A 17990-nucleotide genomic window follows, 5' to 3' on the forward strand; every position below is an offset into this window, starting at 1 on the left:
CATATATGGATCGAGCGCAAAGCCACGGGTCGTGAGAACGCGGGTGATCTGCCTGGCGGGGGTGTGGGTGACCGCCCCTGCCAGGAGATCGGGTGTCGCGTCAATGGGAGGTGAGTACCGGCACCTCGAGGCGTTCGGAAAGTTCTGCCCGTGTGATGCCGAAGGTGTCCCGGACGGTGATCCCGGAGGTACTGATGTCGAACACTGCGAGGTCGGTGTAGATACGTGAGACACATCCGACGCCGGTGAGCGGATAGGTGCACCGTGGTACGAGCTTGGGGCTTCCGTCCTTTGCGAACAACGTCATCATGACGAACACCTCTTTGGCACCGATCGCAAGATCCATCGCCCCGCCCACAGCCGGAATCGCATCAGGTGCACCGGTATGCCAGTTGGCGAGGTCACCGGTTGCGGAGACTTGGAATGCTCCGAGCACACACACGTCGAGATGGCCTCCGCGCATCATGGCGAACGAATCGGCGTGATGGAAGTAGGCCGCGCCTGGAAGTTCGGTCACGGGTGCCTTGCCGGCATTGGTGAGGTCGGGGTCGATCTCGTCCCCGGTGGCCGCCGGCCCCATGTTCAGCATCCCGTTCTCGGTGTGCAGGATGATGCCAGATTCGGTCGACAGATGGTCCGCGACAGTCGTGGGCAACCCGATCCCGAGATTGACGAACGATCCCGGTGCTATATCCGATGCCACGAGTGCGGCCATCTGAGTTTTGGTCAGTGGACCGGTCATACTGCGACCACCTTGTCGATGTAGATGCTGGGCGTGACAACACTTTCCGGGTCCAATGTGCCTGTAGGAACGATCTCGCTTACCTGGGCGATGGTGGTGCGAGCAGCTGTGGCCATGACCGGACCGAAATTGCGCGCGGTCTTGCGGTACAGCAAGTTTCCCATTTCGTCGGATCGATACGCACCGATGAGGGCGACATCTGCCGACAGTGGGTATTCGAGAATGTATGTGCGGCCATCGATCTCGCGCTGCTCTTTGCCCTCGGCCAGTGGGGTGCCTACGGCGGTGGGGCAGTAGAACGCACCGATCCCGGCACCTGCTGCGCGTAACCGCTCGGCCAACGTTCCCTGAGGGACCACCTCGAGCTGTATGTCGCCGGCGCGGTAGAGCCCGTCGAACACCCATGAATCGGATTGCCGCGGAAACGAACAGATCACCTTCCGGACGCGCCGGGCAGCGAGGAGAGCTGCGAGCCCGGTATCGCCGTTGCCTGCGTTGTTCGAGACCACCGTCAGGTCGCCCGCGCCCTGGTCTATCAAGGAGTCGATGAGTTGGACCGGCATACCTGCCATTCCGAACCCGCCGATCAAGACGGTGCTGCCGTCGGTGATGTTGCGGACGGCTTCGGCCGTGGACGCGCAGATGTCGACCATCAATGCACCTCGCGGACGTTCTCGACGACGACAGCGAGTGCTTGTCCGACACCGATGCAGATTGCGGCGACGCCCCACCGTTCGCGGGACTCGATCAGTCGGTGCGCAAGAGTGCCGATGAGGCGCGCACCGGAGGCTCCGAGTGGATGGCCGATGGCGATTGCTCCACCCTTGGAATTGACCAGTTCGCGGTCTGCAAGGCCTTCTGTGAGCCAGGCGTCGACGCACGCGATCGACTGCACCGCAAATGCTTCGTTCAGTTCGACCGCTCCCACATCGGACCAGGTGATTCCTGCGCGGGCGAGGGCCCGGCCGGCCGCGAGTACCGGCGCGAACCCGAACTCGGGTGGGTCGCCGGCATGCGCCGCCCGTCCGGCAATACGCACCAGCGGGTCGATTCCCAAATCGACGTGCTCGGAGCCCATCAGTAGCGCGGAGGCACCGTCATTGAGAGGTGAGGCGTTACCCGCGGTGATCGTCCCCTCCGAACGAAACGAAGGCTTGAGTGCCGAGAGGGTGTCGACGGTCGAATTTGCACGGATGCTCTCATCGCGGGTGAGTCCGTCGACCGGCAACACGATGTCATCGTAGAAACCTGATTCCCATGCCTGGTGAGCGAGCTGATGCGACCGTGCAGCGAACTCGTCCTGCCGCTCCCGCGAGATGCCGAACCGGTCGGCGAGCTGTTCGTTGCACTCGCCCAGAGAGACCGTCCATTCCGCGGGCATGAGCTCGTTCACCAGGCGCCATCCCAACGTGGTCGAGACCGCGGTCGTATTGCCGGCGGGAAACGCGCGTGTCGGTTTGGGAAGTACCCACGGCGCACGAGTCATCGATTCGACGCCGCCGGCGACGATCACGTCGGCATCCCCTGCATCGATGGCTCGCGAACCGATGATCACGGCGTCGAGCGAGGAACCGCACAAGCGGTTGACGGTCGTGGCCGGAACGCTCGTCGGTAGCCCGGCCAGGAGGACTGCCATGCGGCCGACATTCCGGTTGTCTTCACCGGCTTGGTTGGCGCACCCCCACACGACGTCGTCGATCGAATCCGGAGTCAGGGCAGGAGCATTCGCGACGACCGCGCGGAGCACCGAGGCTGCGAGATCGTCGGGGCGGTGCGCAGACAGCGAACCCCCGAAACGTCCGAACGGGGTTCGGATGGCGGAATAGACAAACGAGGACTTGGTCACCCGCTCACGGTAGGACCGCAGGACTGATTATGTCCAAGACCTAATATCTCTTGATTGAGTGAAAATCTTTATAACATGGCCTGTATGGATCCACGAGTTCTGCAGCTGTTCCTCACGCTCGCCGACGAACAGCATTACGGCAGGGCTGCCAAGCGCAGTCACATCGCTCAGCCAGCTCTCTCGCAGCACATCATTCAGCTCGAAGCCGAGTTGGGAGTTCGCCTGTTCGATCGGTCGACACGGCGAGTTGTCATCACCGAAGCGGGAACTCGCTTCGCCGAGCATGCGCGACGGATCATCGACTCGCTCAAGCACGCGAAGGCTGACATGCGTGCGTTCGCAAGCGGATACACAGGTCGGGTATCGGTCGGATTCGTCGGTACCGCGACATACGACGTCCTACCCTTGCTTGCGCACCGCGTGCGTGAACAACTGCCCGACATCGATCTCGAGCTACGCGGCGAGCTGTTGACACCGCAACTCCTCGACGGCCTCAGCGCAGGCGTGTACGACCTGGTACTCGTCAGACCCCGCGTGTCCGATCACCATCTCGGGGATAGATCGCCCGGGAGCGACGAAGACCAGGAACTGGTGTTCGAGCGACTGAGGACGGAGCGGCTCATGGCAGTACTTCCCGTCTCATCTCCCATGGCCGAAAGAAACGTGGTGGACCTTTCCGATCTCGCGGCCGAACCTTTCGTGACCCACCCGTCGAAGGCCCGCTCGACGATGCACCGCCGAGTAATCGATGCATGCGCAAGTGCCGGATTCACCCCGCACACAATCGAAGTCAGCGAAACCGCGACCCTCGTCGTGTCTGTTGCCGCCGGTTTGGGTGTCGCACTGGCACCAGAACCTGTACGCCATCTCGGCCTCGACGGAGTTGTTTACAAGCCACTCGCAACGACAGAAACCGTGGAGCTGTCGCTTGCGCGACGAAAGAACGACATGGCCCCGGCAGTTTCAGCAGTGGCCGCACTCGTACGATCCGTCGTGCGCACCGAACCTCCAGAAGATCAGGTGCTCACGTGATCCAGTCGGTCCTGGTCAACTACAGTCGTCCGGCGACTCGACATAGCAAGACGCGGCGCTCGGCGTCCGCATCGCTGAACTGGCGCGGTACCAAGACAACGACAACGAGGGACGGGAGTCCGGATTGCCGCCGTTCGTCCGGACTCGAACACTACGCGGTGGGGCCAGCTGTGAGCCGGTCCTGGTTTTCGGTCGCCCACTCCCGCAGTGAGATCGAGGGGCGGCCGGTGACGAATTCAACGTCGTCCCGGACGGTTCCGATGTATCCCATTCGTCCGTCGATGACTTGTTGTGTGAAGTCCACTCCCGCTTCGGCGTACCACTTCTCGACGTTTTTCGAGCCCTGAGCAATGGCGGCTGCGTAATCCTGTGGGCCACGAATCTCGCATCGGATCTCGGTACCGAGCACCTCCGAGAGGATTGTCGCGACCTCGGGGCCCGACGCTACCTCGGTGGAGAGCCAGTAGTTCTTTCCGCCATGGCGGGTGGGACCTTGCCTCAGTACGGTTGCCGCGACGGCGGCGATGTCACGTGCGGCGATCCAGCCGACTCTACGATCGCCCCAGTAGACCGAGATCGAGCCGTTCTTCACCGGGGTCATCGACGTGAGTCCCTCCATGAACACGTTGGGGTGCAGATGAGTCCACTGCAGACCGCTTTCCTCGATGTAGCGTTCGATCAGCTGGTGCCACGCGAAGTGTGAATCGGTGACATCCCAGTTGGCGAATATGCCCTGGTGCGCGATGTGGCTGACGCCTGCTTTGACTGCGGCGTCGACGAGCGTCTTGCTCTGGGTCAACATCGCTACGGTGTAGCCGGTGAGAAGATACACCCGGTCCACCCCGTGCAGTGCGTGAGCGAAGGTGCTCGGGTCGTCCAGATCCAGGCGAACCGCGTCGCGTCCGGCCGCGCGCAGCTCGTCGACTTGCTCGGATTTGCGTGCGGCATAACGAACTTGGACGTTGCCCGGGTCGCGGTCGAACTCCTCGACCATGAGCTTGCCGACCTGGCCGGTCGTCCCGATGACGAGCACGACGGGTTTGGTCGAGTCATGTTCTGCAGCAGTATTTCCCACGGTATCTTCTTTCATGTCTGTGAGGTGGATTTTGACGAGTGTCAGGCCGACAGCTCGGCGATGGACGCCAGGACGTCGAGGTGCTCGTCGACGGTGGCGAGGCCGGCATCCATGGTGCTGATCGAGACATGGCTCGCGCCGGCCTCTTTCCATGCCGAAAGTGCGCGTGCCACAGCGTCGATGTCGCCGGTATAGATGATGCGTCCCTCCATTCCGATCGACGCAGGGTCACGACCTGCACCTACGGCAGCCTCGGCTACAACGGCTTTCGCGTCGTCGAGTTCGGGCCCCGGCTCCACCAACGGGAACCAACCGTCGGCGGTACGGCCTGCCCGCCGAAATCCCGGTGCCGATGCCGCGCCGATCCAGATCGGAATCGGTCGTTGCACGGGCAGGGGAGCGATGCCGGCCCCGGTGATGCGGTGATACGTGCCGTCGAAGCTCACGCTCTGCTCGCACCACAATGTGCGCAGCACGGCGATCTGCTCGTCCGTTCGTGCACCTCGGTTGGTGAAGTTCTCCCCGAGTGCCTCGAATTCGATGGCGTTCCAGCCGACGCCGACGCCGAGCCGCAGCCGGCCGCCGCTGAGCAGATCGACCTCGGCTGCTTGTTTGGCCACCAGGACGGTTTGACGTTGCGGCAGGATGATCACCCCGGTCACCAGTTCGACTCTCCGCGTCAGCGCTGCGAGGTAGCCGAACAAGACCAGTGGTTCACTGAACGTCGTGTGCACGTCGTAGGCGCGGTTCCAGCCGGTATGGACCGCGGGGTCGGCACCGACGACGTGGTCGTAGGCCACGATGTGGCGGTATCCCAGTTCTTCGACGCGCTGACCGTAGGCGCGTATCGCGCCAGGATCTCCGCCGAGCTCGGTCTGCGGAAAAACCACTCCGACACGCATCACAGGTCCAAAGCCGTTGCGAGAGCACGTAAATCGGGCAGCGGGTCGTCTGCCGGCGAGTCTACGGCGACCTGTACGACGACGTGGTCTGCGCCGGCGTCGAGATGTGCGGTGACCGACGCGGCGGCGTCCTCTGCCGATCCCATCCCGACGAGCGCGCGGAGCAGCCGTTCGGATCCGCCGTCGGCCAGATCAGTGTCCTCGAAACCTTGGCGTAGCCAGGATTTTCGGTAGTTGTCCAGCCCGGAGTAGGGAAGTATGTGGCTGCGGGCGCGGCGCAGTTGGTCCGCGTCACCGCCTCCGATGGCGATCGCTTGTTCGGTGACGATCCACGCGTCGTCGCCGAGGATGGTGCGGGTGTGTCGGGTCTGTTCGGGAAGCACCAGATACGGGTGTGCGCCGTCGGCGAGCTCGCCGGAGAGTTCGATCATTTTCGGGCCCAAGGCCGCGAGAAGGCGGGTCGGCCGTGCGCCTGGCTCGAGCCCGGACGGTACCGAATTCATGCGCTCGAGGTACGTGCGCATCATCGACAGCGGCTTGCGGTACTCGCCGCCGAGCGACCCCTCGACGAACGGGGCGTGACTGACACCCAAACCGAGGACGAACCGACCCGGATACAGCGCGGTCAGTGTCCGAGCACCACTTTCCGCTGCCGTCGGAATCCGGACGTGCACGTTCGCGATGCCGGTGCCGACCACCAGGGATTCGGTAGCACCGAGGAACGCGGCGGATTGGACCATCACGTCCTTACCGCTGCCCTCGGGCATGAACAGCGACCCGTATCCGAGCGCCTCGATCTCGCGCACCATGTTCTGTGCGTCGGCGATCGGCCAGGGTTCGCTGTTCCACCACACACCGATCTTCGAGGGAAACGTCGTGGTTCCTGGTTTGGTCGTCACTGTCGGGTTTCTCCGTTCGTGAAAGTGGGGCGCGCTCACATGAAGATCGCCCGCGTGATTCGGACGCCGAACTCCGAATCAGGACTCGTCGACGCGTCGCCGACGCGTTCGGCGATGACGGCGGCGGAGAGGTCGCGGCGCTTCGGCAACCGTTCTTTCTCGGCTGCGGCGAGTGCATCGTGCATTTCCTCGCTGGTGAGGTCTGTGCAGTAGCACGGTGCGCCTGGTTGTTGCCGCCACGACTGCGACAGCGGGCCGGCGTCGACACCGTCGAACCCGGTCTGATCGACCAACATCATTCCCAGTGCGCGTGCGTCGGCATCGTCGGCGGCGACGGGGATGGCGATACGGCCGGGAGTTCCCTTCGGTGCACCCTTGTCGGCGAACGATGCGGACCCGATGGCATTCCATGCTTTGACGATCGGTCGTCCGATTTGCTCGGTCACCCACACACTCTCGACTTCGCCGGCCTCGATCGCGTCGATCCGCTGATCGCGCAGCGGGTAGTAGTTCGAGGTGTCGATCACGACAGCGTCGGCCGGTGCCTCGGCGAGCGCCGCCGCGAAGGCCGGCATGCGGTGAAAAGGCATCGACAAGATGACGACTTCGACATCACGAACCGCGTCGACGGCGTGAACCGCGCGGGCACCGGTGGCCACCGCTTCGGATGGAATCGTCTCCGGACCACGGGAGTTGGCGATTTTCACCTCGTGACCTGCTGCGCTCAATGTGCGACTCAACGTCTTGCCGATGTTGCCGGCGCCAACGATGCCGATCTTCATTTTTTCTCCTTCGATTGTGTTGTCAGTCGGTCGAGGGCCGGGTCTACACGACCGCCGAGCGTGCGCCGCTGGTGAACGCGGCCGTTGCCGACCGTGAGTGCATTCCCGGCCGGCGAATCGATCAGTCCTCGGCTCCAGTGATGCGCGGGTCGAGCCCATATTGCTCTGGGACGCAGAGGTTCTCGCGCAGGGTGGAGCCCGCGTAGTCGGTGGGATAGATACCGCGTTCCTGGAGGATCGGTACCACTTCGTCGACAAAGTCGTCGATGCCGTCCTCGTAGATGTCGGGTGTCATCCAGAAGCCGTCGGCAGCTCCCGCCTCGAACCATTCCTGCAGGTGGTCCGCGTGAAGCTTGCCCGGACCCACGACGGTGGGGTGAAAGTCGATGACGCCATGAGCGATGACGTCGCGCGGGGACCACCCCTGTCGCGCCACAGCAAGAGCATTGGCCGAGCGTGGGTCCCTCGGTGACGCGTGTGCGGAGGCCAGCTGCTGCGGTGTGAGTGGCTCGTCGAAACGATCCGGATGGATCTCGATCCCGAGCATCGGGCCGAGGTGTGGCAGGCGGGCGTCGATGACGTCGCCCGAATACTTCAGACGACGGTCGAGGCCCTCGCGCACGGTCGGCGCGACGGTGGTCATGATGCCAGGGATGTACTTGACCTCGTCGGGGTCGCGGCCGGCGTCGCGTGCCGCGTTCCGAACGAGCTCTCGTTGCGCGCGGGCCTCCTCGATGGTCCACACCTCGGCGATGAAACCGCTGGCGTAGCGGCCTGCGATCGAGAGAAGGTGCGGGCTGGGTCCACCGGAGGTGAAGACGACAGGCTGGCCCTGTTCCGATGGTGGAATCCCCAGGGGGCCACGGGAGGCGACGTACTGGCCCTGCATGTTGATGGGCTGCAGTTTGGCCGGGTCGATGAAGCGGTTCGCTGCCTGGTCTTTGATCCATGCGTCTTTCTGCCAGCTGCCCCACAGTCCCTGGACGATCTGAATTACCTCGTGTGCTCGCTGATAACGCTCGCCGCGGTCGGCGATCTGCCGTCCGTAGTTCGCGGCGACGATAGGACTACTGGTGGTCACCGCGTTCCAACCAGCACGTCCGTGGCTGAGCACGTCCAGGGCCTTGAACTGACGTGCGGTGTTGAACGGTTCCTGAAACGTCGTCGATCCGGTCGCGACGAAGCCGATGTTCGTCGTCCCGCGGGCGACGGCGGTCAGTTCGATCAGCGGGTCCATGAGGTTGCTGATCGGGTTTTGCTCGACGTCGCCGCGGACGGCGGGGAAGTCGGGGGTGAACAGGAACGCGAACTTGCCGCGCTCGGCGGCCCTCGCATGACGGACGGTGGCGTCGACGTCGGTGTAGATCGCCGGGTCCACGTGCGGAGCGCGCCACGCGCCGTGCAGGCCGCCGTAGCCGTCGATCATCCCCATCCCGAGGATCAGTTTCTTGTTCGCGGTCATCGTGTTGCTGCCTCGCAGACTGCAGTGTCGGTGGGTGACGAGCCGTCGGCTGTGTCGATGTCGGCCGGGGTGGCACACGTCGATGCGACGGGGACCGTCTCGTCGGCGGTTGCGTCACCGGTGTCCGTGTCCTCGGTGGTCGAACTGGGCGTCTTTCGGATGAAGAACGCGCCCACCAACACGACCAGACCCAGCCACCACGCGGCCATGACGGCGGTGTGTCCGGCGGACTCGGCTTGGTCGGTACTGAGCACACCGGCATTCTGTGCACCGGACCCAATGGTGTACGCCGAGACGAAGATTGCCCCGAAGGCGGCACCGGCGAGTTGTTGGACGGTGGCGAACGCCGCCGAGCCGTGCGGGAAGAGCTCGGTCGAAAGCGCCCCCATCGCACTGGTGGTGAGCGGCGCCCACATCGCGGCCTGGGTACTGGTGAACACCAGCCACGCAAATACCAACGACATCACGCTCGTGCTCTCGTCGACCTGGCTGAGGAACCACAGTGCGCCCAACCAGGCGATCGCGGCCGGGATCACCAGCGGGCGCGCTCCGACGCGGTCGTACATCCTTCCGCTCAGGAAAGCCATGATCGGGATCGCTACCCCACCCGGGATCAGGAAAAGGCCGAGTTGCAGGGTACCCAGGCCGGTGACGGTGGTCAGTATCAGCGGGAGCACGATGAGTAGGCCGATCCCGTTGCCTGCGACGAAGACCATCAACAGCAGCGAGATGGTGAACGACTTGCGGAGGAAAATCCGCATGTCCAGGAACGCGCTGTCGCGTTTCTGCAGTGGGATTTGCCGTATGACGAACGCCGTGACGCCGACCAGCCCCACGGCGATCGGTAGGTACGGCGAAATCGGGGCGTGTCCGCCGGAGGCTTCGCCGAGCAGGGACAGTCCGTAGACGAGGCCACCGAATCCGACGGCGGACAGTGCGAGCGACCATGGGTCCAGGGTCACCGGCTCCGGGGTGGTGATGTTACGTAGCTTCCATGCGCCCAGGGCCAGTGCAACGATCGCGATCGGCAGCATCAGGATGAACAGCCAGCGCCAGGTCAAAACTGAGAGAACGAAACCGGCCAGCGCCGGCCCGAGCGCGGGTGCCACGGCGGGGACGGCGGTGGTGAGCGCCATCATTCTGCCGCGCCGACCGACGGGGACCAGGCGCATCGTGGTGGTCATCAATAGTGGCAGGAAGACGGCGGTGCCGGATGCTTGAACGATTCGGCCTGCCACCAGGACGCCGAACGTCGGAGCGATCGCGGCGAGCGTCGTTCCGACGATGAACAGCGACAACGCGACCAGGAAAATCGTCCGTAGGTGGAATCGCCGCATCACGAAACTACTGGCTGGAATCAGCACGGCCATGGTGAGCAGGAAGCCGGTGGTGACCCACTGCCCCGTGCCCGGGGTGACCCCGAAGTCTTCGATCAGCGTGGGCAGGGCGACGCCGAGGAGCATTTCGTTGAGGAAGACGATGAACGTCGACGCCATCAGGACGCCGATGACGAGGGCAACGCCAGGTGGGAGCCGGTCTGCGGGGTGGTTCGTCGATGTCGCAGCTGTGACGTTCGGTGCGGGAGGGGTGTCCATAAGCGTGCTCGTCATTTCTCGAGGTGAGGAAACGGGTCCGTCGCCGACGGTGCGTCGGACGGAGCGGACTGCGTCGATAAGTTAGTAAAGAGTGGGGGTGTCAGCTGTAGCAGGCGCGGTTGATGGCGACGAGGAATTTCCCGTCGATGGTGCCGCCTTCGTCGATGTATTCGCCGATGCTTCTCATCACGAGGTCGCGGCGCTGCGGGACGCGAGCCTTCTCGGCTGCGGCGAGCCAGCGGGGCATGGCCAACTTCGTGCGATCCGTGCAGTAGACGGGGGCTCCTGGCTGCTGACGCCAGGAGTCTGCGAGGACTCCGGCATCGACAGCGTCGAAACCGGTTTCCTCGACGAGCGACATCGCCAGCGCTCGATGGGTGCCTGAGTCCGCGGCGACTGGGATGGCCACACGGTTCGGGTCGCCGGCCTCGGTGGCCTTGTTGTCGAAGGACTGCGAGGTGATCGCGTTCCACACTTTCGCCACCGGACGACCGAAAAGCTGGGAGAGCCATACGCTTTCGACTTGTCCGTCGTCGAAGGCGGGCATTGCGCCGTCCCGCATGGGGTAGTAGTTGGACGTGTCGATAACCACAGCATCTTCAGGCGCCGTCCTCACGAAGGCGGCGATATCGGCGTTGCGGTTCATCGGCACCGACACGATGAGCACCTCGACATCTCGCACGGCCTCGGCGGCGGTCACGGCGCGCGCCCCGGTAGTCAGAGCCGCAGCCGAGATCGTCTCGGGGCCGCGCGAATTCGCGATGGCTACCTCGTGTCCCCGGCGGGCGAGCCGCCGGGCGATGGTCGAGCCGATCGAGCCCGCTCCGATGATGCCGATCTTCATGAAGTCCTCCTGGTGCCTCCGGTTTCCTCTATCATCAACCTTGCCATTAGTGTGAAGGTCAAATCGTGTGAGGGGAGTCACTGTGCGGATCGGTGAATTGGCGGAAAAGACCGGGGTCGCGGCGCGGATGCTCCGTTACTACGAGGAGCAGGGTCTCATCAGCCCACGCCGTCTCGACAACGGGTACCGGGTGTACGACGACTACCTGATCGACCGGGTCAAGAAGATCCGTGGTCTGGTCGATACCGGGATCCCTACACGGATCGTGGCCAACATCTTGCCGTGCCTCGGTAAGCCGCAAGAGCTCGTGGTGGAAAACGCCGACCCCGCGCTGTATGCGTTACTGGTCGACGAGCGTGACCGGATGAACGACAAGATCGACTTTCTTACTCATAACCGCGACTCCATCACCAGTTACCTCGACGCGATGGCGCGGGCTGCGCCTCAGATCCTGTCGACGGCACGGGACGGGCAACGGTCGACTGAGCAGGCATCCTGACGGATGACGCCGTGACTTCACCGAGGGCACCTAGTCGGGTCGATGCTGTGCGGACCCGCACACTTACGGAGATGACGGTGTCGTCGGGGTCGGTAGTTTTCACTCGGACTTCGCGGCCGGTGGAGTCGACGATTGGCGACGGTCCTGTTCTCTCCTACAGATAGTTTTCGCCGCATGCCATCAGTGCGATTTACGATCGTCAACAAGCCCTCGCTCGTCGTTGGCGGGTCTATCCATACCGCGGAGATCGAACCCAAGTGTCGCTACATCGTACCGAACGTCTGCGACAGGGCTCAGCGGATGGAGGATCCGATGCCGAGTCCGCCGTCGACGTCGAGGACGATGCCGCTGACGTAGCCGGCAGCGGGGGAGCAGAGGTAGGCGGCGGCTTCGGCGATGTCCTCGGGGTTTCCTGTCTTGCGTTGGGGCACTTTGGAGATGAGCTTGTCGCGTGCGGGGGCATTCATCGATGCGAGCATCGGTGTTTCGATCAGGCCGGGTGCGATGGCGTTGGCGGTGATTCCGTGCCGGGCGGTTTCGAGTGCGATGGTGCGGGTGAGTCCGACGATGCCGGCCTTGGCGGCGACGTAGTTGGCTTGTCCGTAGTTGCCGCGCCAGCTCATCGACGAGAAGGAGACGATGCGCCCGTATTGGCGAGAGCGCATGTGTGGCAACACTGCTCGGGTGCAGTAGAACGAACCGGTCAACGATGCATTGAGGACGGTGTGCCAGTCGACATCGTCGATGTCGTCGATCTTGTTGTCGCGGATGATGCCTGCGTTGTTGACGAGTACGTCGATCCGCTCCTGCTCTCCCGCTACGATATTCACCCATTCGTTCACGCTGGCGGAGTCGGTGACGTCGACTCGCCGGGCGGTGCAGACGGTGCCGTACTGCCTCTGGATGGACTCTGCCAGCGTAGTGGCCGCATCGATGTTGACGTCACCGATGGCAACGGTTGCGCCTTCGGCAGCGAAGCGGGTGGCCATAGCGGCACCGAGGCCCTGAGCTCCGCCGGTGACGAGCACGACCTGGTCGTTGTATCGGTTCATGTGCGGCCTTTGTTCTCGAGTGTGGATGCGGATGTAGCTTTGTCGTTGAGGAATGCGCGGAGGCTGGACGGCACGTCGTTCGATTCCCAGTGGCCGTCGAAGGCTGTGAGTTCTGCTTCCAGGCCATCGGTGGCGTTCATGGTGGTGAGCTCGAACAGCAGTGTCTTCAATCGTGATTGAGCTGGGCCGCTGACCACAGCGAGTTGCTCGGCCACCGTAAGAGCTGCCGTCGCAAGGTCAGTGGGGTTGGCAATGGTGTGAATCCACCCGGCCTGCGCGAGGCGGTCGGGTGTGACCAGCTCACCGGTGAGGGAAAGCCACCGAGCCATCGCGTCGCCGACCTTGCGGGGTAGCCGCACACTCGACCCGCCTGCCGGTACGAGGTTGTTGCGAATGTGTCCGTCGCCGATGAGCGCGTCTTCTGCTGCGACGACGACATCACATCCCAGTGCCAATTCCAGACCTCCTGCCACGGCATGACCGTGTACTGCCGCGACGATCGGGAGCGGGCTCGTCTCGAATCGGGTGATCATTGCCGAGACACGGCGGAGAAACGAAATGGGACTACCGAGTTCGTCCTGGAGAGCGAGGAAGTACTGCAGGTCGGCACCTGCGCAAAAGCTTCGTCCGCTACCCGCCAGAAGGACACAGCGAGTTTCTTCGTCGTTTTCGGCGCCAGTCAATGCGATCTCGAGTGCGTCGACGAGAGTGTTGTCCAACGCATTTCGTCGGTGCGGTCGGTTCATCGTCAGCGTGCGCACGGGCCCGTTCTGCGTCACGAGAACGACCGGCGCATCGGTAATCACGATGCATCCGTATCGAGAGCCCGCCGCTGACGCCGAAGTTCTGCACGTTGAATTTTGCCGCTGGGCGTCTTGGGGAGACGATCTACGAGGTGGACGCGGCGGGGGTAGGCGTGTGCGGCGTAGTGCGTCTTCACCCAGGTCTGGAATTCGGCGATGACAGCGTCGGTGCCCGAAACTCCCTCGGCAAGGACGATGTAGGCCTCGACGACTTCACCTCGGACTTCGTCTGGCGCGGCGATGACCGCGCATTCGGTGACGTTCGGGTGACGCAGCAGGGTCGATTCGACGTCGAAAGGTCCGATGCGGTAGCCGGCCATGATGATGACGTCGTCGTCTCGGGACGAAAAACGAACGATACCGTTGGAGTCGATGCCGGCGGTGTCGCCGGTGGTGAAATAGATTCCGCCGCAACAGAATCGGTCACTCGGTGCCGTGGCACCGGCGTAACCGGTGAAGGTCATGAACGCACTGTCGGGGACGACGACGGCGAGCCTGCCCATGGTGCCCGGGGTTGCGGGTTCGTCGGTGTCGGCCTCGAGTACGGTCACGGTCCATCCGGGTAGGGCGGGTCCCATTGTGCCGTCGGTGATCTCGCGTTGCAGCTGAGGGTGGTGGGGGTAGCCGATGGGCATACCCAACTCGGTCTGACCGTAGTGGTCGTGTACCCGCAACCCGAGGGTCGAGGAGGCCCATTCGTTGACTTCGGGCGTGAGCGGTTCACCGGCACTGGACAACCGCTGCAGGGCGAGACCATCCGGTGGTGTGACCCCGGAAGCACGCAGGCCGCGGTATACGGTCGGGGCGGCGGCGAAGTCGGTGATCTTCAGATCGGCAAGGGTCGACCACGTGGACGCGGGAGAGAAGCCGCCCTGCAGAAGAACCGTTGGGATGCCTGCTGCGAGTGGTGCGACGACCGCGGTGTAGAGACCGTAGGCCCAGCCCGGGTCGGCACCGCACCAGAAGGAGCTGTCGGTGTCCGCACCGAGCCCGAACTCGAGATAGCTGACCCAGCCGGCTGCGTAGCGCACGGGATGGACGACGCCCTTGGGGGTTCCGGTAGTGCCGGAGGTGAACATATGCACCAACGGGGCGTCGCCCCCGACCGGGGTCGAGAAGACGGGTGAACTGGGCAGTAGATCGAGATGCGCGCGGATTCCGTCGGGACCGTCGTCGAGAACGACTGCGGTCCAGGGACCTTCGGGGACTTTGTGTCGTTGATCTCGGTCGGTGAAGACCAGTGCCGCGGATGCTTCCGAGATCCTGGACCCGACAGCAGCTTCGGCGAATGCGGTGAACAGTGGCACGTACACCGCGCCGACCCGCCAGATCCCCAGGATCACGCTGACCAGGTCGATGCTCTTACCCATCACGGTCGCGACACGATCGCCGGGGCCGATGCCCTGCTCACGGAGGTAGGACGCCACGCGCATCGACGATGCGGTCAGATCACCGTACGAATACATCACGTTCCCGTGCTCTTCCGTCACGATCGTCAGCGCGGTGCGGTCCTGGGAATGCCTGTCGCAGAGAAGATGTGCGATGTCTGCAGCGGGATCGGCATAGGTATCGAGGATCTCGCTGATGCGCAGATCGACGTCGAGTGGCATGACAACCTCCTGGGTACTAATGGCTATCTGCGCGTACCCAGCAAAGTACCCGACGGATAGCGAATTGACAACGACACGATTCGGCTGATGCCCGAGGCGAAGGCCTGTGGGACACTTCGGTCATGCCTGCCACCCCTGCTTCGCGCAGTGCCGCGACGGCTCGCACGCCGCGACGTCGGAGAGTGGACGTTGCGCGGCGCGAACTTCTCGTGCAGCAGATCGAGGACATTTTCCTGTCCGAGGGGTTCATGTCGGTCACGATGGCGGAGCTCACCGAGCGGTTGCACTGCTCGAAGGCGACCCTGTACAGCGTGGCGACCACCAAAGAGCAGCTCGTGGTTCTGGCCACGAAAAAGTTCTTCGGATCCTCGGCCGAGGCCATCGAGATCGCCGTGGCGGCGCAGGATGATCCGAGGGAACAGATTACGACGTACCTCGGGGGCGTGGCGGATGCGATGCGCCGCAACTCGCGCGCGTTCTACGCCGACATGATCGGTTTCGAGCCGACGGCAGAGATCTATCGGCGCAACACCGAGAAAGCCGCGGAGCGGGTGCGTGAGCTGATCGACGGCGGTATTGCCGACGGCGTGTTCTCCGCGCGCGACGGCGTCTTCGCCTCTCAGTTGGTTGCTTTGGCCATCGAGGGTGTGCAGTCGGGGGTTCTCCTCGATCGAACCGGCCTGTCCGCCGCCGACGCCTTCGCTGAACTCGGCCATCTGCTCCTCAATGGACTCCTACGCTGACGGCAGAAGTTCGCGTCGAGAACGGGTCCAGAATTCTTACAGTCGAAAAGGTCCACGCGACCCCTCGAGAGGGTACGTTTCATATCGTCTGAGTACCCGATAGAGTTTCGCGACGCGGTGCGACGACAGAACGGTCCGGACAGTACGTTTTTCGGATCGAACCCACTGGGTGGTGTCCGCCACCGTTGACTGCAATGGTCGAGACTGCGAAAGAGGATCGAATGAGCCCAGCGACAATAGAATTCGACGTGTCTGTCCCCATGCGAGACGGTGTCGTCTTGCGGGCCGACATCTACCGCCCCGCCGGCGACGGGCCATGGCCCGTGCTGCTCCAGCGCACCCCGTACGACAAGCAGATGCCGTTACTGGTTTCGAGTTTGCTCGATACGCTCAAAGCGGTACAACGCGGCTATATCGTCATCCACCAAGACACTCGGGGCCGTTACAAGTCGGACGGGGAGTGGCTTCCCTGGGCGTTCGAGCGTACAGATGGATACGACACCGTCGAATGGGCCGCGACGATCCCCGGCAGCAACGGCCGGGTGGGAATGTTCGGCGCCAGCTACACAGGCAACACACAGTGGGCCGCTGCCGTCGCCAATCCGCCGCATCTCGCCGTGATTGCACCGCAGTTGACATGGAGCGAACCCACTGACGGCATCTTCTATCGAGGTGGCGCACTCGAAATTGGACTCAACCTGTACTGGTCGCTGGCGCAGTCTCTTTCGCACTATCCCAAGTCCAGCACAAGCGTCGACGATCTTCTTGCCAAGGTCGGCACCACAATCTATGACCTGGACCACCTCGCCGACGAGACCTACTGGGAACTTCCCTCCGGCGCTTCTCCTGCCCTCGCGCGAACGGGCCTGCCGGACATCGGAACCCAACGCGGTCTCCGTGATGAAGCCAGCATCGACGAAGCACGCGTCGCCGGGCGCCACGGGGACGTGACTGTGCCGTCGTTGAACGTTTCCGGATGGTTCGATGTCTTCCAGCAAGGGTCTCTGGACAACTTCGTCGACGCCAGACAGCAGGGTCTGACCAGTAGGTTGATCGTCGGCCCGTGGGCACATACCAGCCACTTGAGTACCGTCCCAGGACATCTCGGCGACGTCTACTACGGCCTCGGGTCCCTCCCACCCAGCCCCGACGGAACTATGACCGGGATCGAGCTCGACTGGTTCGACCATTTCCTCGCCGACAAGCCCGCAGATGTCGCACACGAATCCGGTGTCGATATTTTTGTCATGGGAATCAACGAATGGCGCCACGAGGAAACATGGCCCCTGGACAGAGCCCGTGCCACCGCGTTCTATCTTCACCCCGATGGAGGGTTGTCGGTGTCGGCACCCACCGTTCTCGAGTCCGCGTCGACCTACACCTACGATCCCGCAGACCCGGTGACCACCACCGGCGGTCCGCTTGTCATGGCTGGCTCCTACCCTGCGGGTGCCTTCGATCAAGCGAAGGTCGAGGCACGTGACGACGTCCTCGTCTACACCTCCGAACCACTCACCGAAGATCTCGAAATCACCGGACGAGTCGCGGCTTCGATCTTTGCGTCCACCGACGGCCCGTCGACCGACTGGGTGGTGCGTCTCTGCGACGTCGACGAAGACGGGCGCTCACTCAACATCGTCGACGGCATCACCCGCGTCACTACCGAAAACGGCCGAGTCAACGAACACGAAATAGACCTCTGGTCTACAAGCATTGTCATTCGAACCGGACACCGACTCCGCGTCCAGGTCACCTCGAGCAACTTTCCCCGCTGGGACCGGAACCTCAACACCGGCGAGGACCCCACCACCGGTACAACGACTCGAGTCGCCCACCAAATCGTCCACCACGACACCACACGTCCTTCACGCCTCATCTTGCCCGTCATTCCAGCCTGACCGCAAAGCCACCGACGGGGATCGCTGCACGCTCATGCACCCGTCGCGGACATTTGGGAACTCGACGAGTCGATCGCGACGCGCCGTGAAGGCTTGTACGCAAGGGGATTTGAAAAACCGAAACTCGGTGGCGGAGTCCGTTTGCGTGTCGGCTTCGACGTGCGGGTCTGTACGGATGCCGCCGCTCTTGCCGGGTGGTGCATCCG

General features: G+C 63.4%; 17 protein-coding genes. 4 read left to right on the forward strand and 13 right to left on the reverse strand.

Translation table 11 applies throughout. The features are described 5' to 3' along the window. Nucleotides 1-100: 100 nt before the first annotated feature. Genes CH251_RS12875 through CH251_RS12885 form a run of 3 tightly spaced genes read right to left on the reverse strand, consistent with a single transcriptional unit; the run spans nt 101 to nt 2588 of the window. Entirely contained in the window at nt 101-742 is a 642-nt protein-coding gene (locus CH251_RS12875) for a 3-oxoacid CoA-transferase subunit B (RefSeq protein ID WP_032391808.1), read from the reverse strand. Continuing rightward, a complete protein-coding gene (locus tag CH251_RS12880) occupies nt 739-1395 on the reverse strand; it encodes a 3-oxoacid CoA-transferase subunit A (RefSeq protein WP_032391809.1) in 657 nt (218 codons plus the stop codon). Before CH251_RS12880 ends, CH251_RS12875 begins: the two co-directional genes overlap by 4 nt. After that, on the reverse strand, nt 1395-2588 hold the full coding sequence (locus CH251_RS12885) for a thiolase family protein (RefSeq protein WP_094613506.1): 1194 nt from the start codon (nt 2586-2588) through the stop codon (nt 1395-1397). Before CH251_RS12885 ends, CH251_RS12880 begins: the two co-directional genes overlap by 1 nt. A gap of 84 nt (nt 2589-2672) precedes the next feature. Between CH251_RS12885 and CH251_RS12890 the strand changes: the two genes are divergently transcribed. Beyond that, nucleotides 2673-3620 (forward strand): LysR family transcriptional regulator, encoded by a 948-nt coding sequence (locus CH251_RS12890; RefSeq protein ID WP_032391811.1) that lies wholly within the window; start codon nt 2673-2675, stop codon nt 3618-3620. Nucleotides 3621-3771: 151 nt separating this feature from the next. Here CH251_RS12890 and CH251_RS12895 read toward each other — a convergent pair whose 3' ends face one another. The 7 genes from CH251_RS12895 to CH251_RS12925 form a co-directional block, all read right to left on the reverse strand. Then, nucleotides 3772-4710 (reverse strand): NmrA family NAD(P)-binding protein, encoded by a 939-nt coding sequence (locus CH251_RS12895; protein WP_052053426.1) that lies wholly within the window; start codon nt 4708-4710, stop codon nt 3772-3774. 26 nt (nt 4711-4736) lie between these two features. Next, nucleotides 4737-5597 (reverse strand): LLM class F420-dependent oxidoreductase, encoded by an 861-nt coding sequence (locus CH251_RS12900; protein ID WP_032391812.1) that lies wholly within the window; start codon nt 5595-5597, stop codon nt 4737-4739. Further along, on the reverse strand, nt 5597-6496 hold the full coding sequence (locus CH251_RS12905; protein WP_032391813.1) for a TIGR03620 family F420-dependent LLM class oxidoreductase: 900 nt from the start codon (nt 6494-6496) through the stop codon (nt 5597-5599). The genes CH251_RS12900 and CH251_RS12905 overlap by 1 nt, the downstream gene beginning before the upstream one ends. 35 nt (nt 6497-6531) lie before the next feature. After that, nucleotides 6532-7437 carry an NADPH-dependent F420 reductase gene (locus tag CH251_RS12910; protein ID WP_256979040.1) on the reverse strand — a complete coding sequence of 302 codons (906 nt, stop codon included), beginning with the start codon at nt 7435-7437 and terminating at the stop codon, nt 6532-6534. Then, entirely contained in the window at nt 7400-8740 is a 1341-nt protein-coding gene (locus tag CH251_RS12915; protein WP_032391815.1) for an NtaA/DmoA family FMN-dependent monooxygenase, read from the reverse strand. The genes CH251_RS12910 and CH251_RS12915 overlap by 38 nt, the downstream gene beginning before the upstream one ends. Continuing rightward, nucleotides 8737-10350, reverse strand: a complete 1614-nt coding sequence (locus tag CH251_RS12920; protein WP_080735656.1) for a DHA2 family efflux MFS transporter permease subunit — start codon at nt 10348-10350, stop codon at nt 8737-8739. Before CH251_RS12920 ends, CH251_RS12915 begins: the two co-directional genes overlap by 4 nt. A gap of 85 nt (nt 10351-10435) precedes the next feature. Further along, complete coding sequence (locus CH251_RS12925) at nt 10436-11260, reverse strand: NADPH-dependent F420 reductase (protein ID WP_371828543.1); 825 nt, start codon at nt 11258-11260, stop codon at nt 10436-10438. Between CH251_RS12925 and CH251_RS12930 the strand changes: the two genes are divergently transcribed. Further along, nucleotides 11247-11678, forward strand: coding sequence for a MerR family DNA-binding transcriptional regulator (locus CH251_RS12930; RefSeq protein WP_230598277.1), 432 nt, complete (start codon nt 11247-11249; stop codon nt 11676-11678). The genes CH251_RS12925 and CH251_RS12930 overlap by 14 nt on opposite strands. A gap of 293 nt (nt 11679-11971) precedes the next feature. Here the strand turns inward: CH251_RS12930 and CH251_RS12935 are convergent, their stop codons facing one another. The 3 genes from CH251_RS12935 to CH251_RS12945 are packed head-to-tail and all read right to left on the reverse strand — an operon-like array spanning nt 11972 to nt 15143. Further along, a complete protein-coding gene (locus tag CH251_RS12935; RefSeq protein WP_032391817.1) occupies nt 11972-12730 on the reverse strand; it encodes an SDR family NAD(P)-dependent oxidoreductase in 759 nt (252 codons plus the stop codon). Beyond that, nucleotides 12727-13536: an enoyl-CoA hydratase/isomerase family protein gene (locus CH251_RS12940; protein ID WP_230598280.1), complete on the reverse strand. Its 810-nt coding sequence runs from the start codon at nt 13534-13536 to the stop codon at nt 12727-12729. The genes CH251_RS12935 and CH251_RS12940 overlap by 4 nt, the downstream gene beginning before the upstream one ends. Then, entirely contained in the window at nt 13533-15143 is a 1611-nt protein-coding gene (locus CH251_RS12945) for an AMP-binding protein (RefSeq protein WP_032391818.1), read from the reverse strand. Before CH251_RS12945 ends, CH251_RS12940 begins: the two co-directional genes overlap by 4 nt. Nucleotides 15144-15265: 122 nt before the next feature. On the opposite strand from CH251_RS12945, the gene CH251_RS12950 reads away from it, so the two are divergent. Together CH251_RS12950 and CH251_RS12955 are read left to right on the forward strand one after the other, a co-directional pair. Next, nucleotides 15266-15886, forward strand: coding sequence for a TetR/AcrR family transcriptional regulator (locus CH251_RS12950; protein WP_032391819.1), 621 nt, complete (start codon nt 15266-15268; stop codon nt 15884-15886). A 248-nt stretch (nt 15887-16134) separates the two neighbouring features. Then, on the forward strand, nt 16135-17784 hold the full coding sequence (locus CH251_RS12955) for a CocE/NonD family hydrolase (RefSeq protein ID WP_256979041.1): 1650 nt from the start codon (nt 16135-16137) through the stop codon (nt 17782-17784). Nucleotides 17785-17990: the final 206 nt, after the last annotated feature.

It is taken from the genome of Rhodococcus sp. 06-462-5 (assembly GCF_002258315.1).
Classification (GTDB): Bacteria; Actinomycetota; Actinomycetes; order Mycobacteriales; family Mycobacteriaceae; genus Rhodococcoides.